This is a genomic window from Haloarchaeobius amylolyticus (assembly GCF_042678045.1).
Classification (GTDB): domain Archaea; phylum Halobacteriota; class Halobacteria; order Halobacteriales; family Natrialbaceae; genus Natrinema; species Natrinema amylolyticus_A.
In genome coordinates, this window is the sequence record NZ_JBHUDI010000004.1 from 376,488 (window position 1) to 401,274 (window position 24,787).

Annotated in this window: 22 protein-coding genes and 1 tRNA gene; 6 read left to right on the plus strand and 17 right to left on the minus strand. The window is 65.3% G+C overall.

What is annotated here, in order from left to right:
- Positions 1 to 38: 38 nt before the first annotated feature.
- Positions 39 to 2,561 (plus strand): heavy metal translocating P-type ATPase, encoded by a 2,523-nt coding sequence (locus ACFR99_RS08140; RefSeq protein WP_390286164.1) that lies wholly within the window; start codon positions 39 to 41, stop codon positions 2,559 to 2,561.
- 1 nt (position 2,562) lies between these two features.
- Here the strand turns inward: ACFR99_RS08140 and ACFR99_RS08145 are convergent, their stop codons facing one another.
- Positions 2,563 to 3,096 (minus strand): TIGR03668 family PPOX class F420-dependent oxidoreductase, encoded by a 534-nt coding sequence (locus tag ACFR99_RS08145; protein ID WP_390286166.1) that lies wholly within the window; start codon positions 3,094 to 3,096, stop codon positions 2,563 to 2,565.
- A gap of 307 nt (positions 3,097 to 3,403) precedes the next feature.
- Between ACFR99_RS08145 and ACFR99_RS08150 the strand changes: the two genes are divergently transcribed.
- Positions 3,404 to 4,627 (plus strand): MFS transporter, encoded by a 1,224-nt coding sequence (locus tag ACFR99_RS08150; protein WP_390286168.1) that lies wholly within the window; start codon positions 3,404 to 3,406, stop codon positions 4,625 to 4,627.
- Here ACFR99_RS08150 and ACFR99_RS08155 read toward each other — a convergent pair.
- Positions 4,624 to 5,016 (minus strand): DCC1-like thiol-disulfide oxidoreductase family protein, encoded by a 393-nt coding sequence (locus ACFR99_RS08155; RefSeq protein ID WP_390286170.1) that lies wholly within the window; start codon positions 5,014 to 5,016, stop codon positions 4,624 to 4,626. The two genes, ACFR99_RS08150 and ACFR99_RS08155, sit on opposite strands and share 4 nt — an antisense overlap.
- 181 nt (positions 5,017 to 5,197) lie before the next feature.
- On the opposite strand from ACFR99_RS08155, the gene ACFR99_RS08160 reads away from it, so the two are divergent.
- Positions 5,198 to 6,442 (plus strand): hypothetical protein, encoded by a 1,245-nt coding sequence (locus ACFR99_RS08160; RefSeq protein WP_390286172.1) that lies wholly within the window; start codon positions 5,198 to 5,200, stop codon positions 6,440 to 6,442.
- A gap of 30 nt (positions 6,443 to 6,472) precedes the next feature.
- Here ACFR99_RS08160 and ACFR99_RS08165 read toward each other — a convergent pair whose 3' ends face one another.
- From ACFR99_RS08165 to ACFR99_RS08205, 9 genes are all read right to left on the minus strand, one after another.
- Positions 6,473 to 7,906: an HNH endonuclease gene (locus ACFR99_RS08165; protein ID WP_390286174.1), complete on the minus strand. Its 1,434-nt coding sequence runs from the start codon at positions 7,904 to 7,906 to the stop codon at positions 6,473 to 6,475.
- Positions 7,907 to 8,560: 654 nt separating this feature from the next.
- The gene (locus tag ACFR99_RS08170) at positions 8,561 to 9,787 is read right to left on the minus strand and encodes an orc1/cdc6 family replication initiation protein (protein WP_390286176.1); all 1,227 of its coding nucleotides are present in this window, start codon (positions 9,785 to 9,787) and stop codon (positions 8,561 to 8,563) included.
- 530 nt (positions 9,788 to 10,317) lie between these two features.
- Positions 10,318 to 10,390 (minus strand) — tRNA-Arg (locus ACFR99_RS08175).
- 63 nt (positions 10,391 to 10,453) lie between these two features.
- On the minus strand, positions 10,454 to 10,759 hold the full coding sequence (locus ACFR99_RS08180) for a HalOD1 output domain-containing protein (protein ID WP_390286178.1): 306 nt from the start codon (positions 10,757 to 10,759) through the stop codon (positions 10,454 to 10,456).
- 86 nt (positions 10,760 to 10,845) lie between these two features.
- Positions 10,846 to 11,745 (minus strand): phosphogluconate dehydrogenase (NAD(+)-dependent, decarboxylating), encoded by a 900-nt coding sequence (gnd, locus tag ACFR99_RS08185; protein ID WP_390286180.1) that lies wholly within the window; start codon positions 11,743 to 11,745, stop codon positions 10,846 to 10,848.
- A 233-nt stretch (positions 11,746 to 11,978) separates the two neighbouring features.
- Positions 11,979 to 12,413, minus strand: coding sequence for a hypothetical protein (locus ACFR99_RS08190; RefSeq protein ID WP_390286182.1), 435 nt, complete (start codon positions 12,411 to 12,413; stop codon positions 11,979 to 11,981).
- 83 nt (positions 12,414 to 12,496) lie between these two features.
- Complete coding sequence (locus ACFR99_RS08195; protein ID WP_390286184.1) at positions 12,497 to 12,961, minus strand: copper resistance protein CopD; 465 nt, start codon at positions 12,959 to 12,961, stop codon at positions 12,497 to 12,499.
- Between the two features lie 73 nt (positions 12,962 to 13,034).
- Positions 13,035 to 13,589, minus strand: a complete 555-nt coding sequence (locus tag ACFR99_RS08200) for a metal-dependent hydrolase (protein ID WP_390286186.1) — start codon at positions 13,587 to 13,589, stop codon at positions 13,035 to 13,037.
- A gap of 89 nt (positions 13,590 to 13,678) precedes the next feature.
- Complete coding sequence (locus ACFR99_RS08205; protein ID WP_390286188.1) at positions 13,679 to 14,161, minus strand: deoxyuridine 5'-triphosphate nucleotidohydrolase; 483 nt, start codon at positions 14,159 to 14,161, stop codon at positions 13,679 to 13,681.
- 499 nt (positions 14,162 to 14,660) lie between these two features.
- Between ACFR99_RS08205 and ACFR99_RS08210 the strand changes: the two genes are divergently transcribed.
- The 3 genes from ACFR99_RS08210 to ACFR99_RS08220 all read left to right on the plus strand — a co-directional run bounded on the left by ACFR99_RS08210 (position 14,661) and on the right by ACFR99_RS08220 (position 18,871).
- The gene (locus tag ACFR99_RS08210; protein WP_390286190.1) at positions 14,661 to 16,634 is read left to right on the plus strand and encodes an aconitate hydratase; all 1,974 of its coding nucleotides are present in this window, start codon (positions 14,661 to 14,663) and stop codon (positions 16,632 to 16,634) included.
- Positions 16,635 to 16,884: 250 nt separating this feature from the next.
- Positions 16,885 to 17,808: an LLM class oxidoreductase gene (locus ACFR99_RS08215; protein ID WP_390286192.1), complete on the plus strand. Its 924-nt coding sequence runs from the start codon at positions 16,885 to 16,887 to the stop codon at positions 17,806 to 17,808.
- An 88-nt stretch (positions 17,809 to 17,896) separates the two neighbouring features.
- Positions 17,897 to 18,871 carry a quinone oxidoreductase family protein gene (locus ACFR99_RS08220; RefSeq protein WP_390286194.1) on the plus strand — a complete coding sequence of 325 codons (975 nt, stop codon included), beginning with the start codon at positions 17,897 to 17,899 and terminating at the stop codon, positions 18,869 to 18,871.
- A 28-nt stretch (positions 18,872 to 18,899) separates the two neighbouring features.
- Here the strand turns inward: ACFR99_RS08220 and ACFR99_RS08225 are convergent, their stop codons facing one another.
- From ACFR99_RS08225 to ACFR99_RS08250, 6 genes are all read right to left on the minus strand, one after another.
- Complete coding sequence (locus ACFR99_RS08225) at positions 18,900 to 19,391, minus strand: 8-oxo-dGTP diphosphatase (protein ID WP_390286196.1); 492 nt, start codon at positions 19,389 to 19,391, stop codon at positions 18,900 to 18,902.
- 66 nt (positions 19,392 to 19,457) lie between these two features.
- The gene (gene speB / locus ACFR99_RS08230) at positions 19,458 to 20,315 is read right to left on the minus strand and encodes an agmatinase (protein WP_390286198.1); all 858 of its coding nucleotides are present in this window, start codon (positions 20,313 to 20,315) and stop codon (positions 19,458 to 19,460) included.
- The gene (locus ACFR99_RS08235) at positions 20,315 to 20,689 is read right to left on the minus strand and encodes a translation initiation factor IF-5A (RefSeq protein ID WP_008011277.1); all 375 of its coding nucleotides are present in this window, start codon (positions 20,687 to 20,689) and stop codon (positions 20,315 to 20,317) included. The genes speB and ACFR99_RS08235 overlap by 1 nt, the downstream gene beginning before the upstream one ends.
- A gap of 307 nt (positions 20,690 to 20,996) precedes the next feature.
- A complete protein-coding gene (locus tag ACFR99_RS08240) occupies positions 20,997 to 21,911 on the minus strand; it encodes a hypothetical protein (protein ID WP_390286200.1) in 915 nt (304 codons plus the stop codon).
- Positions 21,912 to 21,955: 44 nt separating this feature from the next.
- Positions 21,956 to 23,056, minus strand: coding sequence for an enolase-like domain-containing protein (locus ACFR99_RS08245; RefSeq protein WP_390286202.1), 1,101 nt, complete (start codon positions 23,054 to 23,056; stop codon positions 21,956 to 21,958).
- A gap of 58 nt (positions 23,057 to 23,114) precedes the next feature.
- A complete protein-coding gene (locus ACFR99_RS08250; RefSeq protein WP_390286204.1) occupies positions 23,115 to 24,761 on the minus strand; it encodes an ABC1 kinase family protein in 1,647 nt (548 codons plus the stop codon).
- Between the last annotated feature and the right edge of the window lie 26 nt (positions 24,762 to 24,787).

Consider the following 24,787-nt stretch of genomic DNA (forward strand, 5'->3'; position numbering starts at 1 on the left):
CGATCACTGTTATTGCCGTCGAACTCACAGTCGCTAGCGTGAGCGATCGACGCGCGGGCGACGACCAGTTCGACCGGTGTCGACTGTGTGGGACGCCCCTTTCGAGGAGTGCCGACGAGCGGCCGGCGAGCGAGTTCTGTTCGACCGGCTGTCGGGACGTTGCCGCCGAGTTCGGCCCGAGCGATGACGAGGACGCACAAGGCGTGCGCGGAGCCGACGCCCACCCCGAAACCGGACCCGACGGAGAGCAGACGGCCACCCGACGAGGGGCCGCGGACGACTCGGACACCGTCCGTACGTTCCTCCGGGTCGACGGGATGCACTCGGCGACCTGCGAGGCGTTCCTCGAGGCCGTCGCCGAGGACCGCGAGGGTGTCACCGAGGCCGAGGCGAGTTACGTCACCGAGACGATCCGGGTCGACCACGATCCGGACCGGGTCTCGGCGGCCGACCTCGAGGACGCGCTGAGCACGGTCGGCTACACGGCCTATCTCCGGGAGGAGGCGACTGCCGACGACGAGACCGGCGGCACGCGGCGCTCGCGGGAGATGACCGGCATTCGGAAGCGCCGCTCGGAGGACATGCTCGAGATGCGCTACATCGTGGGGATCGTCTTCGGCTCGTTCCTGCTGTTGCCGTTCGTGGCCGTCTTCTACCCGATGTACCTGACCGAGTTTACCAACTGGGGCGCGATCTCGCACTTCGAGGGCGCCTTCACCGGATTCAGCGGCCCGCTGTACCTGCCGCTATTTCTGATCATGACCGGGGCGATCCTCTATCTGACCGGCGGCCCCCTCCTCCGGGGCGCGTACATCAGTCTCAAACTCCGGCGACCGACCACGGACCTGCTTGCGGCGCTGACGATCGTCAGCGCGTACGTCTTCAGCATCATCGTCTCCGGGCTCGGGCGGAGCGCTATTTACTTCGACTTGACGATCGTCGTCGCGTCGGTCGTGATGGGCGCGACCTACTACGAGGCGACAGTCAAGCGCCGCGCGACAGATCGGCTGACCGACCTCACCGTCTCACAGGTCGATACGGCTCGCTACTACGCCGACGACGGCTCGACGACGGAGATCCCCGTCGCCGACCTCGAGTCTGGCGATCAGGTCCTCGTCCGGGAGGGCGAGCGCATCCCCGTCGACGGTCGGCTGGCTGAGGGCGAGTGTGCGGTCGACGAGGCCGTGGTCACCGGCGAGTCCCTCCCGGTCACGAAACGCGAGGGCGACGAAGTGGTCGGCGGCTCGATCGTCACGACCGACGCGGCGATCGTCGATGTCGGCGAGCGGACGACGAGCAGTATCGACCGGCTCATGCGAGTCGTCTGGAACGTCCAGAGCGCGGACCACGGCGTCACGCGCCGGGCCGACGAACTCGCGGCGCGACTCGCGCCGGTCGTCCTCGCGGCTCCCGTCGTCGTCGGCGTGGGCTCGCTCCTTCTCGGCGCAAGTGCACTGACGACCGCGTTGGCTGCCCTCATGAGCCTCATGGTCGTCAGTCCGTGGGCGCTCGGGTTCGCGACGCCGTACTCCGTCGCGACGAGTCTCGAGGAAGCGCTCGAGCGCGGTATCGTCGTCTTCGACGAGACGGTCTTCGAGCGCCTGCGCGCGGTCGACGTCGTCGTCTTCGATAAGACCGGCACGCTGACGACCGGCGAGATGTCCGTCCTCGAGGCCGACGCGCCCGACGAGCTGCTGACAGCCGCCGCCGCACTCGAACAGCGCGCAGCCCATCCGGCGGCGACGGCGATCGTCGAGGCGTTCGACTGGGGCGACGATGGCGGCACTCGCACGGACGGCGGGACGGCTGCGGCCGGCGAGCCAGCGGTCCAGGAGTTCCACACCCACGCCACCGGCGTCGAGGGCCGCGTCGACGGCAACCAGGTGTTGGTCGGCCACCCCGACCTCTTCCGGGAGCGCGGGTGGACCATCGACGACGACCTCGCGGCGCGACTCGAGCGAGCGCGCGAGGCCGGCCGACTCCCGGTCGTTGTCGGGCGAGACGGGGCGGCGGAGGGGCTCGTCGTCGTCGGCGACGAGCCCCGCGAGGCATGGAATGAGACGATCACGGCGCTGGACGACGCGGGGATCGACGTCGTGGTCCTGACCGGCGACGACGGGACGGCAGCCGACGTCTTCGACCGGCATCCGGGCGTCGATCACGTCTTCGCCGGCGTCTCGCCGGACGGGAAGACGGCGGCAGTCGAGCGGATGAGAGCTGACAACCGGGTGGCGATGGTCGGCGACGGGACGAACGACGCGCCCGCCCTCGCGGCGGCCGATCTCGGGATCTCACTGGGCAGTGGGACGGCACTCGCCGCCGACGCGGCCGACGTCGCGATCGTCGACGACGACCTGGCGGCGGTCGACCGAGCGTTCGCGCTGGCGCGGGCCGCGCGGGGTCGACTGCGGCAAAATCTCGGGCTCGCATTCGTCTACAACGCGATCGCGATTCCGCCGGCCGTCCTCGGGCTCGTGAACCCGCTGGTCACGACCGTCGCCGTGGTGGTGGGCTCGTTCCTCATTGCCGCCAATGCCGAGCGGTCGCTGATCGACGAGTGATTCACGGCCGACGGCCCCGATCCTCGCCGCTCGTTTCAGCAGCCTCGAGCGCGCCCCACGAGACGGTTCGATCGATGCGGATCGAGATGACGCGGCGCTCGTCGAGATCGTGGGTCGCGTACTGGTCGTATTTGGACTCGAGCGCGCTTACGGCGGCAGCGTGTCTCGATGCGTCGGCGGTCGCCCCTGGCTCGAGAACGCGCGCACGGCCGCGAACCTGCACCCACGCGAGTCGGGACCAGTTCTCGCGGTAGCGGTCGACGAGCAGCGTCACGCGGGGAGTCGCCCGAACGTTGCGAACGCGCTGAAGTTCGCGAGTCGATTTCGGTTTCTCGTCGATCGCCGAGACGATTCGGTCGGTAGACCCGTCGGTATCGCTGCATTGTGGCCCGTTCGTATCCGTCGGGTCTGCCCGGGCCGCGGACTCGAGGAGCGCGAAACAGATCGGAACCGCGTGCGGTCGTCCTTTCCCGTCGACAGTCGCCAGCGAGCCCACGCGAGCCCGCTCGAGGAAGGCCCGTTCCTCCGGCGTCATGGAGTGACAGACGACGGCGGGCGGGAAAGGACTGGGGGCGACGCCGATCGGAGTCACACACCGTGGGACGGAACGAGTCGCCGACCGGTCACGGTCTGGCAGCCTCACCGTCGGAGACGGCTGCGTCCGAGCGACCGACGTCGTATGGCTCCCGTCCGGCAGGATACTGCGACAGCAAACTACTCGAGTCGTCGTCACCCATTCACACCCGGATGATCGAACGGATGATACGGACTGCTGTCAGTCAGTGTCGGTGCAACCGAGATTCGTCGTGCGGTTGCGCGGATAACCAGTGACAGCAGACCGTATGAGCCGACGGCTCGCGTACGGGGCCGTCGTCGCCGGGACGGTCGGCTACGCCTGCCTGATGTTCGTCTGGTTCTCGTTGCCGGCGTATCTCTCGACGATCATCGCCGACCTCGAGCTGTCGGGCACGCAGGCCGGCGTGGTCGCAGGTGCGGTCCCGCTGACGTACATCCCGATCGCGCTTGGGATGGGGATCGTCGTCGACCGCGTCGGACCGGGTCGGAGCCTCACAGCCGGCGTGGTGATCTACGGTATCGCCCAGCTCGCCCGCAGTTTCGCGGCCGGCTTCCCCTCGTTGCTCGCGGCGACGCTGCTGATCGGCGTCGGCGCGACGGCCATCACCTTCGGGCTGCCAAAGCTCGTCTCCGTGCTGTTCCCGCCCGCCGAAACCGGCGTTCCCTCCTCGATCTACCTCGTCGGCGCGTCGGCGGGGACGGCGAGTGCATTCGCCATCGGCCGGCCGATCCTCGGTCCGGCGCTCGGCGGCTGGCGGCCCCTGTTCTTCTGGAGCGGCGTCGTCGCGATCGGCTACGGCCTGCTGTGGGCCGTCGTCGCCCGCCGACTGCACATCGACGCGCGCAATCGCGCGGCCAACGACGCCGACGCGGCGGACTCGTCGCTTTCGCTCGTGGCGATTCGCCGTGATCTCAGGGTCGTACTCACCCATCGTGACCTCCAGCTCGTGGTCGTCGTCGGCACGATGTATCTGCTGATCGCGCACGGGATGCAGGGCTGGCTCCCGACGCTGCTCGAGGCGCGGGGCTATACGCCCGACCGGGCAGGCCGGACGACGAGCCTGCTCGTCGTCGCCAACGTCGCCGGCGTGATGATCGTCCCCGCAGTGGCCGACCGGCTGGGTGCGCGCCGCACCGCTTTGATGGCGTGTGGGCTCGTCGCCGGCCTCGGGGTTTCGGGTGTGATCGCGAGCGACCTCGGCGTCCTGCTGCTCGGGAGCGTCGTCGTCACCGGCTTTGGCTTCGGGGGACTCTCGCCGCTCATCCGGGCGATCCCGCCGGATCTCGAGGGGATCGGTGCGCGGCTAACCGGCACGGCGGTGGGATTCATTTTCGCAGTCGGTGAGATCGGGGGCTTTCTGGGACCGATGCTGGTCGGATCGCTGTACGACCGCACCGGGTCGTACGCGCCCGGGCTCGGACTGCTCGCCATAGCCGGGCTCGTCGTCGCGGTCGCCGGAGCGGCGTTGCGCTCTCTGGACGGCGATTAGCGGTCCTCGGACTCCCGACGTGCTGGCGGCGTCGTCGAGAGATACCGTCCCAACTGATCGCGATTGTTTGCGGCCCACCGATAGGCGCGCTCGCGGTACTGCTCGTAGTCGTCGAACTGGCGGAGGAACGTGACGACATCGTCGACGGGGCCGCCAACGTCGGCGCGGACGAGCGCTTCGTCGATCGCGGCCCCACAGGAGTAGACCTCGTCGTCGGTCACCAGGTGGGCACAGTCCTCGTAGTCGTCGGGCAGGCGCTCGCGCAACTCGTCAGAGAGGTCGCGAAAGCCGACGATGCGGAGGTCCGAGCGTGCGTCGAAGAACTCAGCCCACCACGTACAGAAGCCACAGTCGTCGTCGTAGACGAGGATTGCATCGGTCTCGCTCATAGCTCCCGGAACGTGCTCGAGACACAAACGCTTATACGGACTGCTGTCAGTCAGTTCCGGCACATTCGCAACCCGTCTGCGGGTGCGCAAGGAAACAGTGACTCCAGACCGTATGACTCGACGGCCTCGTTCGGTGCACCGCTGCCAGAACAATAATGAGCGCACTGGCCAATGACGACGCATGAGTAGTGCGGCTGGACCGCTGACGGAACCACAGGTACTGGCCCACACGAAACGGCGGCTCTTCCCGGACGAGGCTGAGTCGACCGCGTACGCGGTGGCCGACACCCAGTTCGCGACGGCGGAATGGCTCCCCGGCCAGCCCATCGAGCCCGCGATCCGGGACCGGCTGGCCCCGTTCAATCACGTCCGGATCGGTGGCGGCTATCCCGATCTCGTCGGCGTACGCTCCCTCGAGTCCGAGCTGCTGGCCGTCGAACGGCTCGGCGACGATCCACCGCTGATCGCCATCGAGGCGAAAGGCCACGCGAGCGGCGGCGTCGACACCCAACGCGGGATCGTCCAGGCCTACGACCGACTCCACGAGGCGAACGCGGCCTATCTGGCCGCGCCAGCAACTGCGATCTCCGAGAGCGACCGGACGCTCGCACGGGAGTTGAACGTCGGCGTGCTCGGTGTGGATGCGGCGGGAACAGTCGAGGTACTCGAGGTGCCCCGCGTCGTCGGCAACCGGACGACGAGCGAGGCGACGGCGCTGCGGTTTCAGGCGAGCACGCAAGGGGTCGCGGAGGCGTCGTTCGGGTTGAACCATCCCAAGAACTACCTCGGCTATCCGCTGGCACACTACGCGGCTGGGGACACCGAGGCCCTGCTGTCGGAGTACAAGATCGTCAGTGCCGTTACGGACGCCCGACGTGGGGCTGCGTTTCTGGGATTGATCGAGGACGGCGTCACTGGTGTCGAACTGACCTCGCTCGGCGAGGAGGTCGTCCGGTTCGCGAAGGCCCACTGTGGGTCCGTCGAGGCAGCGCTCGCGGAGTTCGAGGACTGGTATCGCTCGCCGAAACGGTTCGTCGACCTCGCACCGGCGTGGGGACGGCTGGCTCGACGGGTGGTCTTTGCGTATCCCGCGACCGAACTGCTGGTCACGGAGTTACAGACGATGTTCGAGGACGGGATCACGGAGCCGTCGCTGGTCGACACGGTCGAGTATCTGCACGAACTGCATCCGTCTTTTACCGTCGAGTTGTTCATCCGGGGCGATGACGGCGTCCGAAGCCGGGTGCTGACCGACGACGGTGAGCTTCGGCACTCGGCGCTCGCAGACGGCTCTATCTACCACTCGCCGACAGTGTTCCAGCTGAAAGCGATGCTGTACCACACCGGGATTCTGACCGACCGCGGGGCGGAACCACACCGGCTCGAGCCCCTCGAAGACGTCTGGGCGCTTCGAGAACCCGTGTAAGGTTCGTCGGCTGCGGACGTGTCGGGCAGGTTATGACGATTCGAACCCGTGCCGTTCGCGATGTGCAGCGAGGAATGTCGCGTGTGGCCGCTGTTCCTCGTTCGTGGGCAGCGTAAGTGACTCGTTCTCGAGCGGTGCGAACTCCTCGTACCCCTCGAGATCGGGCCGATCGGCGACCAGGATCCGATAGTCGTCGGCCACCGCGAGCCACCCGCTGTCGAACGCCCAGTGGTGGAGTCGACAGAGGGCGAGCCCGTTTCGAACGGTATCACGCCCGTTCTCTCGTTTGGGATAGATGTGTGCAGCTTCGATATCGGTGGTGCCGTCAGGGGATTCACGGGCGGCTCCACAGATGGCACACCGAGCGTCGTAGGCGGCTGTAACTGTCTTCGCGAACGAACTCGAGCGAACCCGCCGCTGGACTTCGGTGAATTCGTCTTCGTCGTCGGTCAGCGCTGGTTCGTCTTCCTCGATATCTCCGGAAACAGACTCCATAAGCGCCTTGAACCGTTCCGGGCCGATCTCGAGGTTCTTCATGGTGAACTGATAGACCATCCGGCCGTCCCGAGCGACGTACTCGGTGTCGACGACGTCGACCAGTCCTTCGTACCGGAGGGTATCGCTGTCTGCCGGCTGGTAAAAGAAGTACACCGGGACGGTCGAGCACGCTGACTGCTCGAGGAGCGCGCTGTTAGCACCGGTCAACTGTTGATCGCCTTTTTCGGGCACGCCTTCGCCGATGTATGTAAAGCGATCGCCGTCGATCTCGTCGCCGTAGGGGCCGTCCTCGCGAGCTTTGACGATGATGTACGAGAGCTCACCCTCGTCGGTCGTTCGCGGATTGATGCCCTTGATGTAAGAACCGAAGCTGGTATCGAAGGCATCCTCGAGGTCGGTCTGTGTATACGACGCGCCCCGCTCGAGAGCCGGATACGTCGAGGTCTGTCGACGTGCCAGCCCCCGGCCGCTGTTCGTCAGCGAGTTCACGCCGTCGGATCGCTCGACGTAGCCGAGACTCTGCAGCCAGCCCCGATGTTGAGCGGGACCGGACGCGTCAGTCCAGTTGACCTCAGGATGGGCAGCCGTGATCGCCGCCCCTAACTCAGCGTCCGTCTTTGGACCATCGAGCAGCGCCTCGAGCATCGTCTCGAAGCCGCGGACGTTGTCCGAGAGCAGCTCGTAGAGCACCGCCGGATCGGTCTCCGAGAGCCACGTGAGTCCTTGTTGGGTGAGCCGAACGCAATCCGCATCGACCTCGAGCAACTCGATCCCCTCGAGAAAGGTCAGGCGACGCCGGATGCCGTCACTGCTCGTCGCCCGGGTGTTCGACCGACACCACTCGAGGACTGCCGTTTCGGTTGGGTTCTCTGTAAGGACGAACGTGCAAAGGTGCTCGAGAACGGTCGTGTAGTTCCCCGCCCCACCGAAAAACCGGACCGCGATGTTTCGCTTTTGTCTTCCCATCGATGACTGTCAATACTGCTGTCATTGTGCCGACGAGGGTATAAAACGAGCGGCAAGCGCGGTCGACTCGAGCCAGGAGAGCGACTGGATTGGGGCTGGTCGTTCATACTGCCGGACGACAGGGTTCACACCGATCGTCCTCGAGACGCCGTTGCCATCGGCTACAGGCGTCGGGGCACGATTAGATGCGTACGGGCACTCACCGAGAAGTGTCAGTTCGGCTCGTGGGTCCCGACTGTCGTCCGACGCACACCACCGATTCAAGTGAACTGGGTGGCGACACACCACCGTTTCATGTGAATAGATCACACTGGTGGCTGGTTCGATCTACATCCCCTCCGGACACCACTATTGCATGTGAACACACGCCGACTCGAGGGGCGGACTCGATATGATGACTAAACATCACGTACTGCTTGGCGGTAGCACACCACCCGTACAAGTGAAACGCGATGCCAGCACTGGCTCACGTGAAACGGTGCGAAACCGGCGTGGTCCAGTGAGTCACATCGTGCCGACCGGCGTTCACTCGCAAGAGTGGTGTGGGCGGACTCGTCCGTGTGTGAGTGCCGACCGATCGGCGCAGACGGACTGCTGTGACATGGTTCTGGCACACTCGCTGGCTGGTCGCGGACCCACGGAGCGGCGCCCGTCTCAAACGACGCTGTTCATCCGTGCGATGTCGCGAATCGTCTCGATCTCCGCATCGAGATAGAGCACGTCGGCCATCGCGTCGACGGCGCTCGTAAACGGGACGTCGAGTTCGTAACTGTAGTAGTTGCCACGAGACCCGCTGCGGTTTTCCTTCGCCGAGAGGATGCCGAGCATCCGGAGATCGGAGAGGTGGTTGTGCACCGACCGCTGGGCGAGAGAATCCGTCCCCGCCGACTCACACAGCGCCTCGTACTCCTGGTAGAGTTCCCGCGTTCGACAGGGCGTCGACTCCTTGGCAGCCTTCGAGACGACCGCCAGCAAGGCGAGGCGGCCGTGGGTCGTCAGTTCCCGCATTCCTTCTTCGACGCGTTCCTGCTCGAGTTTCGAGCGTGCCTGGTCGACGTGGCGTTCCTGAATCTCGTCGTCGTCGTTGTTCTCCGCGACTTCCCCGGCCAGTCGCAGCAGATCGAGCGCCTGCCTCGCGCTCCCGCTGTCGCGTGCGGCGAGTGCCGCACAGAGATTCAGGACGCCGTCGTCACAGCGCTCGTCCGCGATCGCGACCTCGGCTCGCGACTCGAGGATGTTCGTCAGTTCGGACGCCTCGTAGGGCGGAAACTGGAGTTCACGCTCACAGAGCGTATCCTGCACTCGAGGATCGAGCTGTTCGCGGAACTTGAAGTCGTTACTGATGCCGATGAGGCCGACCTTCGTCGCCTCGAGATAGCCGTTCGAGCGTGCCCGCGGGAGTTCGTACAGCAGTTCGTCTCGGTCGCCGATCGAGTCGATCTCGTCGAGGACGATAACGACCGTGCCGCCGAGTGCCTCGAGTTCGCTGTAGAGTTTCTTGAAGACGGTCTGTTGGGGGTAGCCGGTCGTGCTGATCTCGGCACCGGCGGGCCGGAGCGTGTTGACCAACTCGACGGCGACCTGATACGACGAGTTGAGCGTCTTGCAATTGACGCTGAGCACGGAGAGGTCGACGTCGTCGTACTCGGTGACGTCTTCCTGGAGGACGTCGAGGAGGTAGTCGGTGACGGCGGTCTTACCGACGCCCGTGTTCCCATACAGAAAGATGTTGTTCGGCTCCCAGCCGTCGATGATAGGCTGGAGCGCGTCCATGTACGCCTCGATCTCGTCGTCGCGCTCTTCGATCCGTTCGGGCTGGTATGACTCCCCCAGGGCGTCCTTGTTCCGGAAGATGTTCTGCTTCCGCTCGAACCGAGGCATATCCGTATCAAGCGACATATACTATTTAAAGCCACTCTTTCATCTGATGCAAGTGAACTCACACACACCACTGTTTCATGTGAAGACTAGTCTAGTGGGAGTGCAAGAGAGAACAGTCCACGGTTTCGTCTAAAGCGCTGATAGGTAATTTAGATACTGTATACTAGATCAGTCGGATAAAACCGGCCACAACACGGTTGCTAACCGCTCACGCCGTCTCCTCGGGATCGCGTGGCTCGAGCCACCGGAGGGTTACACCTACCCCCTGTCGCGTTCTGCAGCTTCACTTGCAACAGTGGTGTGTCTCTGTCGATAGCGGTCCGCAATCGCCCCTCATGTAAAACTCCTATAGCTACTGCGCCCGGTTCAGAACCGGACGCGCTCGAGCACTGTACGCTGCCCTCCACGATTACTTGTCGTCACAAAAACGAGGCGCGAGAGGGATTTGAACCACGGTCGTTCCGCTTCGCGTCACTCTCTGATTCAAATCCCTCCGTGCCGGTTCGCTCGTCACTGCGTTCCTCGCTGCACGGGCGCGGAGGGATTTGAACCCCCGACATCTTGGTCCGGAACCAAGGACTCTGTCCACTGAGCTACGCGCCCTCGAGCACTACTAGCCACAACGGAGACATAACGGTTCCCCTTTTTGCGCACCGGCTGCGCGTCTTACGTCGACGATTCGGTGTCTGTAGAGACGCCACTCGAGCCGTCGGCCGAGACGTCCGCATCCACGAGCGAGACCGCAATGCCGTCGTCGCCGCCTGTAACGCGAACGGTGTAGCCGTGATAGCGGAACTCGAGCGTGGAAAAGCCGTCCGCGTCGGCCAGTCCGTCGAGGAGGTCGGGATCGATCGCGTCGTACAGCGGCTCGAGGGCGACCGGATCAGCGTCGTCGGCCCGGGCAACGAGGTCGACGACGGTCATGCTTGGCGAGGTATCGACTGTGGAGGAAGGCGGCTGAAACGATTTCATAACTACTGGTGGGTCGCCGGGAGTAAAGAGAATGACTCAAGCTTTCCGTCGAACGACGCTGGAGAAAAACGCGCCGGGTTTGCCAGTCACTCCCGTCGTGGGACTTCGTGACGGCCGAACCCGTAGCGGAGGCGGTTCGCGAGCCGCCGCGAGAACCGGCCGTCGTCGGCTCGCGACCCGAACCGTTCGGACAGCGCCGTGTAGATCAGCGGTAGGGGAACTTCCTGCTCGAGGCCCTCCTGGACGGTCCACGTGCCGGTCGACCCGCCCTCGACGCGGTCGGCCACCGTCCCGAGGTCGGTGCCCTCTTCGCGGAAGGCCTCCTCACAGAGTTCGAGCAGCCACGAGCGGATCACCGCGCCGTTGTTCCAGACCGAGGCGACGTTCTCGAGATCCAGATCGAACCGTCCCTCGTGGAGTAGCTCGAAGCCCTCGCCGTAGGCCTGCATGAGCGCGTATTCGACGCCGTTGTGGATCATCTTGACGTAGTGGCCCGAGCCGGCGGGCCCCATCCGTTCGTGGCCGTCGGGGCCGGTCGCGACGGCGTCGAAGACCGGCTCGAGTTCGTCGTAGGCCCACTGGGGGCCGCCGACCATCAGCGAGAAGCCGAGTTCGGCACCCGCAGGGCCGCCGGAGGTGCCACAGTCGAGATACGCGGCGGGACAGGACTCGGCACGGCGGACGGAGTCCTCGAAGTAGGAGTTCCCACCGTCGACGACGACGTCGTCCGCGTCGAGATGGGGTTCGAGCTCCTCGAGCGTGACGTCGACCGCCTCGCCGGCGGGCACCATCAGCCAGATGCGTTTCTCCGATCCGAGCTGGTCGACGAAGTCCGCGAGCGAGTCGGCGGGGTCGGCACCGGTGTCGGCCGCCGTCGCGACGGCGTCGTCATCGAGGTCGAAGGCGACGACCTCGTGGCCCGCCGCGAGGGTTCGGCCGACGACGATCTGTCCCATCCGTCCGAGTCCAATCAGGCCCAGTTGCATGGATGGGGCTCTGGTGGCCGCGGTGGTAGTGGTTGCGATTCGGGGCCGACTGACGGTTAGCCCGTCGGCGGCGCGGGAGCGTTATCGTTCGTAACAACTGAACCGATTGGCACCCACGCAGCCCCCGTGCGATCGGGTGTGCAGTGACGGTCGGCGGCAACTAGAGCCCGTAGCTCTCGACGACGACCGCACGAGACGGGGAGGGCAGAACAACCCGGACGTATCCGCGTCGATTACTGAATCGGTTCCTCGAGCCGGGCCCAGCCAATCGCATCGAGGACGACGATGCGGTCGTTGTATCGGACGTAGACGCCGTTGTAGGCGTCGGTGTCGGACTCGTAGTAGGGCAGCGACTCGCGAATCCGGTCGACGACCGACCAGGCTCCGTCGCGCTCGAGTGTGATATGTTCCCACTCGTCGCGCGCGCCGTTGCGGACTGCTCGGTCCAGTGCGCGTCGCGCACCGGGGATTTCGCCGAGCCGTCGCGCGGACGCGTCGACGACCGTCGCGTCGGCCGGCACGTCGGCCGGGCTGACAAGCCGGGCGCCGAGGTCGGCTTTCGATCGCGACGCGGCGGTCCGCGATCGCTCAGATTGGAGGACGTAGCCGGCCACAGCGGCCGTCCCCACTGCGAGAAGTGAGACGACCATTTCTTTACCCCTGATCATTAGCGAGTATCTTACAGTAACCGACTAAGTATCTTTCGCAAGAACGTCCGTCTGGCGCACCAGCGCCGGTCGTATCGGCCCGCCTACAGCAGCCGTGCGACGTTGGCCGAGAGCAGCCCGGCAACGACCAGCAGTCCGATGGAAACGATCGCAGCAGCCCAGAATACCGGCAGTGCCTCGCGCGCCGGCTCGCGGATCTTCTTTCCGGTGAGGCCGGCCTCGAAGCGCTTCGCGCCGATTTCGACGAGCGCAGTCAGGGCCAGCCAGAGCGCGACCATCGCGAGCACCAGCCACCCGTTGATCGATCCAAAGAGGCTCTCGACGGTGTAGGTAGTCCCCGCCAGGTGGCTCCCCGAGAGGAACAGGACGAGCGAGCTCACCCGCGAGACGGTGGTGAGCCTGCCCGAAATGACCTCGAGCGGGCGGGTCGTGTTGAACGCGCCGTCGCGTGCCAGCGGTAAGACGACGGCGGCGACGAAACAGACGCTACCGGCCCAGAGAGCAGCAAATACCAGATGTGTCGTTCTGGCGGCGAGCTGGTCGACCATACTGGGCCGCTTGGTGAGCGAGCGTATCAGCGTTCCGACTTCGGCTCGCGAGACAGTCGCCGAACCCGAACGGTCACTCGAGCCAATCGGGTGTCCACGCGACGAGTCGCCGCCGAACGAGCGCGTAGCACACCGAGACGGCTACGCCACCGGCGATGACAGGAGTGAGCCAGCCGTCGAAGACGACAAGCGCCGGGATCGCGAGCGCGACGGCGACCGCAGCGTCTTCTGGCGCGCCATCGTAGCGGATCCAGCGCCGCGGCCGAATCCACCGGCTGCGGACGTGATCGTACACGGCACGCTCGGTGCGGTCGTTCCACGGGTCCATCTCCAGGCCGCCGTCGATCGCGTCGCTTGCGGCGTGGAGCCAGGCCGTAACGGCGAACGCGGCGACCGCGACGGTCTGACTCGAGGGGAAAACTGCCGCGAGAGCGACGGTCGGAACGGCGATACCGAGTCCGCTGACGGGGAAGTGCAGCGTCCGTCGATGAGCGAAGACGAGATCGAAGTCGGGGGCGATGCCACCGAGGATCGCGCCGACGGCGAGCGCGGCCGCGAACTCGGGGAGGGCGTAGGCGAGCGGCGCGACGACCGCGAGGCCGGTAAACGCGTGGGTGGTCGCCATCATCGGGGCTCGCTCGAGCGTAGGTCGGGGAACGGCAAAACGGTATGCGAACCGGTAGGCGAGGGGACGACGGCGTCAGCGCTAGGTGCCGGTCACTCGAGGTTCTCGCCCTGGTAACTGCCGTCGTAGCTGTCTTCGTGGTCGGCCTCGGCGAAGACGAGCTGGGCGATTCTGGCACCGCGCTCGAGTTCGATGTCGTGGTGGACCTGCAGCAAGCCTTCCCCGCGACCCTCGTAGCCGGCGTCCCACACCGCCGTGTTGAGCATACAGGAGTTGCGCATGAGCGACGACCGGGGGTAGACGAAGCCGATGTGGCCCTCGGGGATCGCGATCCGCTCGCCGTAGCGGACCACGTAGGCCCCCGCCGGCAGGTAGTAGGTGTCGGGATCTTTCTGCTCGAGTTCCTCGAGCGGGCGGGCGATCCGCTCGCCGATCTCTTTGCCGTCCCGGCCGATACGGCCCGGTTCCAGCTGCTCGAAGACGACGTCGGCGGTGAGATCGACCCCGTTGGGCTGGACCTGCGCGTCGGTCGTCGGCGAAACGTGGTCGGCGACGAACACACCGGAACGGAACATACCTGTGCTAACGCCGCGGCGACGAAAAAAGCATGTCCGTTCACGGCCTCTCGAGGCGTCGGTACCACTTGTCACGTCACGTGCTGTCCCGACCGATGCCGTCTCATACGAACTCCTGTCAGTGGGTGCCGGCGCACCCGCGACCCGTCTTGCGGGTGCGCCGGGACATCGGTACAGCAGACCGTGTCACCGATCGACACTGCCTCGATCGACCGTCTCGAGTGCGGTGGCGTCGCAGGCTGCACAGTTCGTCATCGGCACCGACGGCCACGTGCTCACGAGCCCGATTCGGACGTGGAATCCGCAATCGGTGCGGTATCGTCGTGATCGACCGATCGAAACCCATTTTGTTCGATAGTCTCAGTTTAGAAGGCCGTATTATTCCGTTTTACACTATTTTGGGCCATTTGAGTGAGTTCGTCTCGAATTCGCTGACTGGGGTTGGATTTCGTCGAAACACGCTGGTTTTATCAGGATAGACGGCCCAGTTCGGTGTGCTATGGGACAGACACTCACCGAGAAGATCCTCGACGACCACCTCGTCGAGGGCGAACTCGAGACCGGCGAGGAGATCGGTATCGAGATCGACCAGGTCCTCACACAGGACACGACCGGGACCATGGTTTGGCTCCAGTTCGAAGCGATGGGGCTGGACGAGGTCCAGACCGAGATCGCAGCCCAGTACTGTGACCACCAGACCTACCAGTTCGACTTCAAAAACACCGACGACCACCGTTTCCTCCGCTCTGCAGCCGGTACCTACGGCGCCTATTTCTCTCGCCCCGGTAACGGCATCTGCCACAACGTCCACCGCGAGAACTTCGCGGCTCCCGGCAAGACCCTGCTGGGCTCGGACAGTCACACGCCGACGCCCGGCGGCCTCGGCGAACTCGCCATCGGCGCTGGCGGGATCGACGTCACCGTCGCGATGGGTGGCGCACCCTACTACATCGAGATGCCCGAAGTCGTCAACGTCCGTCTCGAGGGCGAACTCCCCGAGTGGGCCACCGCGAAAGACGTCATCCTCGAACTCCTGCGACGGCTGACCGTCAAGGGCGGCGTCGGCAAGATCCTCGAGTACACCGGTCCCGGTGTCGAGTCGCTCACCGCACCCGAGCGGATGACCATCACCAACATGGGCACCGAGCTCGGTGCGACGACGTCGATCTTCCCGACCGACGAGCAGACCAAAGACTACCTCGAGCGACTCAACCGCGGCGACGAGTACGTCGAGCTCCAGCCCGACGACGACGCCGAGTACGACGACGAAATCGTCGTCGACCTCTCGGACCTCGAACCGCTGATCGCCCAGCCCTCGATGCCGGACAAAGTCGTGCCCGTCAGCGAGGTCGCAGGCGAATCCGTCGAGCAGGTCATCGTCGGCTCCTGTACCAACGGCGGCTACGAGGACATTCTCCCGGCCGCGAAGATGCTCGAGGGCCGCGAGGTCAACCCGACGACCGAGATGATCGTCGCGCCCGGCTCCAAGCAGGCCTCCGAGATGCTCGCCCGTGAGGGCTGGGTCGCGGAGATGATGGCCGCCGGCGTCAACTTCTCGGAAGCGACGTGTGGTGCCTGTATCGGAATCGGCCACGTCCCCGCCTCCGATTCGGTCTCGCTGCGGACGTTCAACCGCAACTTCGAGGGCCGCTCGGGGATCGAAGACGACAACGTCTTCCTCTGTTCGCCGGAGGTCGCCGCCGCCGCGGCGATCAAAGGCGAGATCATCGACCCGCGCGACCTCGCCGACGAACTCGGCGACCTCGAGGCACCCGGCATCGAGCTGCCCGACGAGTACGACGGCTCGAAGACCGACCTCATCACGCCCGACGAGGCGCCGGACGACGAGCTCGTCAAGGGCCCGAACATCGGCGACGTGCCGCTGAAAGACCAGCTCGGCTCCGAGATCGAAGGCGACGCCCTCCTCAAAATGGAGGACAACATCACGACCGACCACATCATCCCTGCGACGCAGGACATCCTGATGTACCGGTCGAACATCGACAAGCTCTCGGAGTTCACCCTCAGCCGCGTCGACGAGACCTTCGCGCAGCGGGCCGCTGACGCAGACGGTGGCTTCCTCGTCGCCGGCGAGAACTACGGCCAGGGCTCCTCGCGTGAGCACGCCGCCATGTGCCCGATGTACCTCGGCATCGAGGGCGTCCTCGCACAGAGCTTCGCTCGTATCCACCGTGCGAACCTCTTCAACTTCGGTATCGTCCCGCTGACGATCGACGAGGACACCTACGAGAACATCGAACAGGGCGACGAGATCGAGATCGTCGACGACGTCTACGACGCCGTCACCTCCGGTCAGGAAGAGTTCACCGTCCGCGTCAACGGCGAGGACGAGTACACGGCGACGCTCAACGCCTCCGAACGCGAACGCGCAATCCTCGCGGCCGGTGGCAAGCTCTCCTGGACCAAAGAGCAGGCCCAGGACGGCTCCGGCGCTGCACCCGCCGACGACTGATCGGCTCGACTGACGACCAGGCTGCCATCTCGAATTTCCACTTTTTCGCCTCGCCGAGTGGCAACGCGGTCAGTATCGCGTGAGTGGTGGACTATAGTAGCCACTGAAAGTCAATGCACACCCGATCGCACGATGGCTGTGCGATCGGTGTGAATCGTTTCAGTTGTTACTATAGCTGTGACCGTCGCCGTCCAGCAACGGCCGTCGGACAACGCCATCGTCATACCGCTTCGCCCGATAACACGAGCGAATGCACTCCGGAGGACACGTAAACGCTGGCTACCGACGCCTGTTCGACCACGACTGCCTGACCTTCGGTGCCGGCTTCCCGCTGACGGGCACGAACCGCTCACAGCCGGATATCGACGCCGAACTGCGACTCGCCAAACACGCCGAGGCGGTCGGCTTCGACGGCCTCTGGGCGCGTGACGTCCCGACCTACTGGCCGAAGTTCGGCGACGCCGGCCAGACGTTCGACACCTGGCCGTGGCTCTCACACGTCGCGGCCCACACCGATGAGATCGCGCTCGGCACCTCGAGTGTCGTCCTCACGCTTCGCCATCCGCTCCACGTTGCCAAATCCGCGGCGACGGTCGACCAGCTCTCGGACGGGCGGCTCGTCCTCGGAATCGCCTCCGGCGACCGCGACCCGGAGTACCCCGCTTTCGACGTCGATCCCGACGACCGTGGGCAACTGTTTCGCGAGTCCGTCGACGCCGTCCGGACGGTCTGGCGCGAGGACTTTCCGGAACTCGAGGGTCAGTGGGGATCGCTCGAGGGCGACCTCGACGTCGTGCCGGAACCGACGACGGAGACGATTCCGCTGCTCCCGACCGGCCACGCCCGCCAGTCGAAAGAGTGGATCGCCGAGCACGGCGACGGCTGGCTGTTCTATCACCTGCCCGAGCGCACGCTCGAGAGCTACCTCCACGACTGGCGCGACCGAGCCGGCGAAAAACCCTTCGCGATCGCGGTTCGCGTCGAGTTGGCCGACGACCGAACGGCCGAGCCCGAACCGCTGCATCTGGGCTTCCGGGCTGGCGTCGAGTGGTTCCGCGACTACTTCGGTCGGCTCGAGGAACTGAGCCTCGATCACGCTATTATCGGGATCCAGAATGACGACCGAGAGGCGGCGCTGTCGACGTTTGCCGACGAGATCATCGACCAGCTATAGCGTCTCGGTCCGTGACTGAGTCTCACAACTGACCGTTCGTTTCCTCCGGTTCTCAGAGGTTTATCCGCCTGTCGCCCGCAGGAGTAGTATGAAAGCGATCGAGGTAACAGAATACGGCGACAGCGATCGACTCGCAGTCATCGACACGGACCGTCCAGAGCCAGGCCCGGGCGAGGTCCGCATCGCCGTCGAGGCGGCGGGGATCAACTTCGCGGACATCATGCAGCGTCGCGGCCTCTATCCGGGCGGTCCCGAGCCGCCATACGCTCCTGGGATGGAAGCCGCAGGGCGGATCGACGCGGTCGGTGACGGCGTCGAGGACGTCTCGGAGGGCGACCGCGTCGTCGCGATGGTCGAAACCGGCGGCTACGCCGAATACACCGTCGCGAACGCCGAGATGCTCTTTCCCGTGCCGGAAGCGATGGACTTCGAGGAAGCCGCCGGCTTCCCGATTCAGTTTCTCACCGCGCATAGCTGTCTGTTCGCGTGGGGTGGCCTCGAGGAAGGCGAGTCAGTCCTGATCCAGGCCGCTGCAGGCGGGGTCGGTACGGCTGCGGTTCAGCTGGCGTCGAACGCCGGCGCGGAGGTCTTCGGTACCGCGAGTTCGCAGGAAAAGCTCGACCTGGCAGCCGAACTGGGCTGTGACCACCCGATCAACTACACCGAGACGGACTTCCGCGAGGTCGTCGCGGACGAAACCGACGGCGAGGGTGTCGACCTCGTCTTAGAGAGCGTCGGGGACGACGTCTTCGAACGCAGCCTCGACGCGATGGCCCACTTCGGCCGGATGGTCACCTACGGCGTCGCAAGCGGCGTCCCCGCCGAGGTCAGCAACCGACGATTGCTCTTCGAGAACAAGACCGTCAAAGGCTTCCACCTCGGTCAGGCTGCGACCCACGACCCGAGCCGCGTCATGCAGGCGGTGCCCGACCTCACCGAGAGCCTCGCGAGCGGCGAGCTCGAGGTCGTGGTGGGCGAGTCGTTCGCGCTCGAAGACGCTGCCGACGCCCACCAGTACATCGAGGACCGGCAGAGTTCGGGCAAGGTTGTGTTGAAACCCTAACCCGTCACACCGCTAGCCGATCGACCGCTCAAAACGAGCCGTCCCACTCGAGGTCGTGCCCGACGAACTCGGCTTCGTCGAGGGGCTCGCCGCCTTCGAACCGGAATTCGCCGACGACGGTCCGTCCCTCGAGCACGCCGGGTAGCCACAGGTGATCGTCGTCCCACATCCGATCGTATGGCACGTCCTCGATGGGGACCCATTCCGGGTGGGCCTCGTCGGACGCGGTCGGCTCGCCGGTAAACGACCGCGTGCGAAAGACGTAACAGACCGAGTGGATGTCTCCATCGAGCAGAAAGGTGAGTTCACCGGCTTGCTCGAGGTCTGTGACCTCGAGGCCGACCTCTTCTTCGGTTTCGCGGACGGCACACTCTCGTGGGGTTTCGCCGGGTTCGCACTTGCCGCCGGGGCCGTTGTACCAGCCTTCGCCGAGGCCGCGGCGTTTCTCGATGAGGAGGACTTCGCGATCCGCGTTCGAATCGCCGTCTCGGAGCGGGAAACACAGCGTCGTCTCGAGCATACTCGAGCGTTCGGATGAAGTGGGGAAAAACGTGCGCTCTCGCTCGGCCGGTCCCGAGTTAGGCGGTTACGCCTCGCCGCCGGCGGCGTGCGAGAAGACGAACTCCCGGACGAGTTTCGCGGCTAACGCGGCCGCCTGCCCGTCGTCACGGTCGTTGACTTCGACGACGTCGAAGCCGTCGGCGTGGGGGGCGACCGCACGGACGACATCTCGGAGTTCACGTGGCTCGAGGCCGAACGGTTCAGTCGTTCCCGTCCCGGGCGCGTATCCGGGATCGGCGGCGTCGATGTCGACGCTCAGGTAGACGTTGCGCTCGGCGAGTCGGTCGCCGGGGTCCCAGTCAGCCACGTCCTCGGGCGGTACCACGGTCACGTCGTCCGCCGCTGCCCGTTCCCACTCGGCTTCACTGCCGGTGCGCGCGCCGAGGATGATCGCCTTCTCGACGCTATCGACGTCTTCGATGATCCGTCGGGTGACGGCGGCATGCGAGAGCGGGTTGCCGTCGTAGGCGCCATAGAGGTCGAGGTGGGCATCGAGACAGACGAATACCTCGGGTTCGACCGCGCGTGCGCCCGAGAGCGAGACGGTGTGTTCGCCCCCCAACGTCAGGGGGACGGCGTCGTTCCAGACGGCTTCGCGCAGCGTACTCGTCAGGTAGTCGAGATATGCCGCCACGTCGTCCCACGCGCGGACGTCTCCGTGGTCGACGACGCCCAGTTCGGAGAACTGCTGGCCTGTCCGGTGGTCGTAATCGTCGAACGGTTCGGCAAAAGTGCGGATCCGCTGGGGCCCGAATCGGGTCCCCGGTTGAAAGGTCGTCGTGGCGTCCAGGGGCGCACCGACGACCACGAAGTTCGCATCTCCACGGTCGGCATCGGCCGCCGCGTCGATCCCCTCGCGCTCGTCGCTCGCCCCGGGAAACATTAGACGATCTTTCGCTGGTCTTCCATCTCGAGGTACTCGATGTTCTCGTCGGGGGAGACATCGATGTCCTCGGGGACACGCATCGTGATCGTCTCGTAGGTCTCGAGGTCCATGACCTGCATGTCGTCGCCGTCTACCGAGACGACCTGTCCGTTTTTGCGTTCGATGATCGGGACCCAGATCTTCGCGTCGACGGGCTGGGAGAGCGAGCGCTTCTTGCCGTCGAAGACGCCTTCGGCCTCGACGCGAGCCTTGGCGCTACCGTGTTTGCCTGGCTTGGCCGTCGAGTAGGCGTTGATCTTACACGGCGTATCGTCGATCATCACGTAGCTGCCTTCCTGGAGATCGCGAACTTCGGTCTGCTGTTTCGCCATGTCCCGGCGTAATCAACCGACGGCCATAAACCGTTTGGAATGGCCGCTGGAGCCTGTTCGGTATGCTAACAGGACTATCTCCGTCACTGTAGTCTTGAATCCGCCGACTCGAGCCCACGGCGAACGCGCCGTTTGGCAAACGACGAACCCCCAGCTATTTTACAGCGGACTCGAAACCTGCCGACTGTCCGGGAAAAAACTCACATCCAGGCTGGACCACAGCACTCACATCCATCCAGTCCACCCCGGACTTCTCAACCTTGTCGCCGTCCCGTAAAGTGTTGGCGGCCGAACAAACGTTCCCGTCTCAGCGAAGCTGCAGCCAGGTAAGATATCTCGGGATCGAAACCAGTAGACACACCGAACCGATGGCGAGGTAGCCGAGCGCACGGCGTCCGAGACGGCGGATGACCGCCGCCCGCTCGCCTGCGGTGACGTGTGTCGCCAGCGACCCGTCGTCGATCACTCGCCCGCCGGCGTCGACCTCTCCGACGACCGTGACGGTGTCGCCGGACGCAACCGTCCCCTCGCTGTATCGGTGGTCGGTGCCGCCGATGTCGGTGTCCGCCAGTCGCTCGAGGCGGCCGGGTGCCGGGTCATCCGGCGGCTGGATGGTCGAATCCGGCCGCGGGATGTCGACGTATGCGCTGTTGGGGTCGACCGTCACGTCGCTGTATTCGGCGCCTCGTTCGACGCGGAACGGAACGCCGCCCGAGCCCGATCGAGCTATCGTCCATCCGCTATCGCCGCCGAACCGGTCGTTCGCCTCGAGCGTCCAGGCCCAGCAGACGGCCGGCCGCTCGAACACGGGACTCGGTTCCGCCTCGCCGTCAGCGGTTGGGACGGCGCGGCCGGTCGCAACGATTTCGCCCGGCGGTTCGCGCTCGCCAGTCCGAAGCCGGTAGACGCGGCGGCCGACGAGGAGGCCGCCGACGATGGCGGCACAGCCGACGGACGTCCCGCCGACGAGCAGCATTCCGACGAGTCCGACTGCCCGGACCTCGCGGCGTCCCATCGAGGCCTCGAGCGGCAGGTCTCCCACGGCGGCCAGGAGGACGCACGCGAGAAGCGCCGTTGTCCACGTGATCGCGAGTGGCCGCATCGGGACGTGAAAGCGCCGGCGAAACGTCCGTCGTCGGTGGTCGACGAAAAGCGGGGCGAGCGCGAACACCACGACATGAAACGCCACCAGTAGCGCGACGAGTCCTGTGAGGCCGTCCATCGACGTCGCCAAGACGTTCTGCTCGAGTGACTATAGTCCTGTTGTCATGATCTGGCCGAATGGGACAGCAGGTACCAGCGGAACCCGACGTACTCGACGTCTGGCTCGAGCGGACTCGCCGGCAGCCCGTCACCGACTGCGGGCTCGTTGTACGCTCGCGGGGCAACGTCGTTGGGACCGTCGGGATAGAACAGCGATGCCAGCGTCTGAATCTGGCTGCGGCCGACACCGAGTTCGAACTGGCCGCCACCGTACAGCCGAATTCCTCGCTCGTTGCAGTACGTGATGGTCTCGAGCAGCGACTCGAGCGAGCCAAAGCGCGACGGTTTGATGTTCAACCAGTCGGGCTCCCACGGCAGCGACTCGACGTCGTCGAGCCCGTGGATCGGGGCATCCCAGGAGACGCGCGATCGAACGTCGCGGTCCTCGAATAGCAGCCGCGTTTCGTCGGTCAGCGCCGGATCCTCGATGACGGCTTCGGGGAACGCCTCGAGGACGAGTTCGTACAGGTCGGGATCGGCCGGCACGTCGACGTCGGTCCCCTCGTACTGGCCTTTCAGATCGAGGATCCGGACCGCATCCGTGCCGACCGTCTCGTCGATCTCCCTGACGAGATCCGCGTCCCACTCGGGTGTCGGATCGAGTTTGAATCCGAGGTCGGGTACCTGTTCGTGCAACGCCTCGAGCCGATCGGTCGTCGGCGGCTCGCCCAGACGGGTGCTCGCGACGAATCGTACCGGCTCGAGCGATCGCTCGAGGACGTCCGTGAGGTCCGTTTCCGCCTGCCGCAAGGCGAGATCGAGCGCTGCACTCTCGATGCCCCACCGTCGGTAGTTGCGAAAGACCTCGCGATCGGGCGTACCGCCGGGAAAGAGATCGAGCTCTGCGAGTCGCGTAGAAAAGGACCCGAACGTGTACTCGCCGGTGAGGTCCGGCAGGCCGGTCTCCGCCAGCCGATCGTGATCTTCGGTTTCGTAGGTCACGTCCTCGCCGCGCCCCGTGACCGTCTCGCCCTCCGGCCCTGGCCCCGAGAGCGCGAATTCGGTCGTCACGCGGGTAAACTCGCTCGAGGTCTCGCGCTCGTGGCGCTCGCTCGTGATCGACTCGATCGTCAGCGACAGGTCGGTGATCCGCTCGTCGTCCATATTCGGGCTTCGACCCGGAGCGGGAAGAAACGTCGCCTGATCTGACACGTGGACTGTGTTACTCCTCGCCGCGACGCTGGCGCAGGTTCTGCCGGGTGAACTGTGGTCGTGCGCCGATCGATTTAGGCGAGCGAAACGACCGATAGAGCTGGATCAGCACGACCACCGAGAAGATCGCCGCGACGATCGATCCACGGGGGGCCTCGAGCGCGTAGAGGACGCCCGTCGAGAACAGTGACATCGTGAGCAACATGCCGTAGATCAGGCGTTTGGCGAGCTTCTCGAAGACGCTCTCGGAGTCCTCGACGCCGATGCGGACGTAGAGGTCGTCGCGGTCGAGCCGGTCGAGCGCGCGTTCGGTCTTGGGCGCGAGTCGAGTCAACGACTCGCCGCTGCGGCGGAGCTGCTGGCCCGTCTCGTCGATGTAATTTCGGATGGTCTCCTCGCGATACCCTTCTTCGGTCAGGTAGTCGGTCGCCGTCGCGATGAAGTCGAAGTCCTCGTCTAAGGTGACACAGACGCCCTCGACGACGGTCGCAACCCGGAGGACGAGCGCGAGGTTCTTGGGGAGCCGGAAGGGAAACTCGTAGATCGAGTCTTCGATCTGGCCGACGATCTGGTTGACCCGGTACTGCTCGACGTCCTCGCCGCGTGCGTCCTGGATGGCGATCTCCATCACTTCGGCCATCACGCCGCGGTCGGCGTCGGGACTGAGCGTGCCGATCTCGATCAGCGCGTCGAGAATGCCGTCGATGTCTTGGTTGGCGACGGCGACGTAGAAGTCGACGATCTTCTCCTGAATGAACGAATCGACCCGTCCCGACATCCCGAAGTCGTAGAAGACGATCCGTCCCTCGTCGGTCACCGCGAGGTTGCCGGGGTGGGGATCGGCGTGGAAGACCCCATCGTCGATGATCATCTGCAGGTACGACCGCTCCAGGTTCTCCGCGATGCGGGTCCGATCGATTCCCTTGCGCTCGAGTTCCGCGAGCTCGTTGATCTTCGTCCCTTCGACGTACTCCATGGTGAGCACGCGCGGGCCGGAGTGACTCTCGATCACGTCGGGGATCAGAAAGCGGTCGTCGTCGGCGAAGTTCGTTCGGATCTCGGCCAGCATCTCGGCTTCGCGCTCGTAGTCCATCTCCTCGCGGATCGTCTTCGCAAACTCATCGGCGAGGTTCTCGAGCGAGAACGCCCGCGACTCGTCGACGAAATACAGCAGGATGGGCAGCGACCACTTGATGACCCGCAGGTCGGCGTTGACGAGCGATTCGATGTTCGGCCGGCGGATCTTCACCGCGACGTCGGGATCTGCCCCCTCTGTTAGGTCAGTCCGTGCGTGCTCGCTCTCCGGGTCGAGTTGGGCCCGATAGACCTGTCCGAGACTTGCGCCGCTGATCGCCTCGGTGTCGAACGCCGCGAAGTGCTCGTCGACGGGACCGAGTTCGTCCTCAAGCACCTGTTTCGCTTCGGGCCAGGGAGCCGGCGGCACGTCGTCCTGCAGCGATGCGAGGGTGTCGATGTACGCCGGTGGGAGCACGTCGGGACGGGTCGACAGCAGTTGGCCGAGTTTGATGAACGTCGGGCCAAGCGTCAACAGCGACTCGAGCAGCCGTTCGGCGCGGCGTCGGTGGGTTTCGGGGCCAACCTGCCGCGGACGGCCGAACAGCAGGAAGCGCCGCCGGTCGCGAGCGTAGGCGAGCAACAGCGGCAGAAACTGCCTGGCGACGA

What these genes read in the sequence shown, in the direction of transcription:
- ACFR99_RS08160 (WP_390286172.1), top strand. Translation starts at nt 5,198, where the DNA reads ATGAGTAGTGCGGCTGGACCGCTGACGGAACCACAGGTACTGGCCCAC.
- ACFR99_RS08150 (WP_390286168.1), top strand. Translation starts at nt 3,404, where the DNA reads ATGAGCCGACGGCTCGCGTACGGGGCCGTCGTCGCCGGGACGGTCGGC.
- gnd (WP_390286180.1), bottom strand. Translation starts at nt 11,745, where the DNA reads ATGCAACTGGGCCTGATTGGACTCGGACGGATGGGACAGATCGTCGTC.
- ACFR99_RS08235 (WP_008011277.1), bottom strand. Translation starts at nt 20,689, where the DNA reads ATGGCGAAACAGCAGACCGAAGTTCGCGATCTCCAGGAAGGCAGCTAC.
- speB (WP_390286198.1), bottom strand. Translation starts at nt 20,315, where the DNA reads ATGTTTCCCGGGGCGAGCGACGAGCGCGAGGGGATCGACGCGGCGGCC.
- ACFR99_RS08200 (WP_390286186.1), bottom strand. Translation starts at nt 13,589, where the DNA reads ATGATGGCGACCACCCACGCGTTTACCGGCCTCGCGGTCGTCGCGCCG.
- ACFR99_RS08225 (WP_390286196.1), bottom strand. Translation starts at nt 19,391, where the DNA reads ATGCTCGAGACGACGCTGTGTTTCCCGCTCCGAGACGGCGATTCGAAC.
- ACFR99_RS08165 (WP_390286174.1), bottom strand. Translation starts at nt 7,906, where the DNA reads ATGGGAAGACAAAAGCGAAACATCGCGGTCCGGTTTTTCGGTGGGGCG.
- ACFR99_RS08245 (WP_390286202.1), bottom strand. Translation starts at nt 23,056, where the DNA reads ATGGACGACGAGCGGATCACCGACCTGTCGCTGACGATCGAGTCGATC.
- ACFR99_RS08215 (WP_390286192.1), top strand. Translation starts at nt 16,885, where the DNA reads ATGCACTCCGGAGGACACGTAAACGCTGGCTACCGACGCCTGTTCGAC.
- ACFR99_RS08170 (WP_390286176.1), bottom strand. Translation starts at nt 9,787, where the DNA reads ATGCCTCGGTTCGAGCGGAAGCAGAACATCTTCCGGAACAAGGACGCC.
- ACFR99_RS08205 (WP_390286188.1), bottom strand. Translation starts at nt 14,161, where the DNA reads ATGTTCCGTTCCGGTGTGTTCGTCGCCGACCACGTTTCGCCGACGACC.
- ACFR99_RS08145 (WP_390286166.1), bottom strand. Translation starts at nt 3,096, where the DNA reads ATGACGCCGGAGGAACGGGCCTTCCTCGAGCGGGCTCGCGTGGGCTCG.
- ACFR99_RS08180 (WP_390286178.1), bottom strand. Translation starts at nt 10,759, where the DNA reads ATGAAATCGTTTCAGCCGCCTTCCTCCACAGTCGATACCTCGCCAAGC.
- ACFR99_RS08195 (WP_390286184.1), bottom strand. Translation starts at nt 12,961, where the DNA reads ATGGTCGACCAGCTCGCCGCCAGAACGACACATCTGGTATTTGCTGCT.
- ACFR99_RS08210 (WP_390286190.1), top strand. Translation starts at nt 14,661, where the DNA reads ATGGGACAGACACTCACCGAGAAGATCCTCGACGACCACCTCGTCGAG.
- ACFR99_RS08190 (WP_390286182.1), bottom strand. Translation starts at nt 12,413, where the DNA reads ATGATCAGGGGTAAAGAAATGGTCGTCTCACTTCTCGCAGTGGGGACG.
- ACFR99_RS08155 (WP_390286170.1), bottom strand. Translation starts at nt 5,016, where the DNA reads ATGAGCGAGACCGATGCAATCCTCGTCTACGACGACGACTGTGGCTTC.
- ACFR99_RS08240 (WP_390286200.1), bottom strand. Translation starts at nt 21,911, where the DNA reads ATGGACGGCCTCACAGGACTCGTCGCGCTACTGGTGGCGTTTCATGTC.
- ACFR99_RS08220 (WP_390286194.1), top strand. Translation starts at nt 17,897, where the DNA reads ATGAAAGCGATCGAGGTAACAGAATACGGCGACAGCGATCGACTCGCA.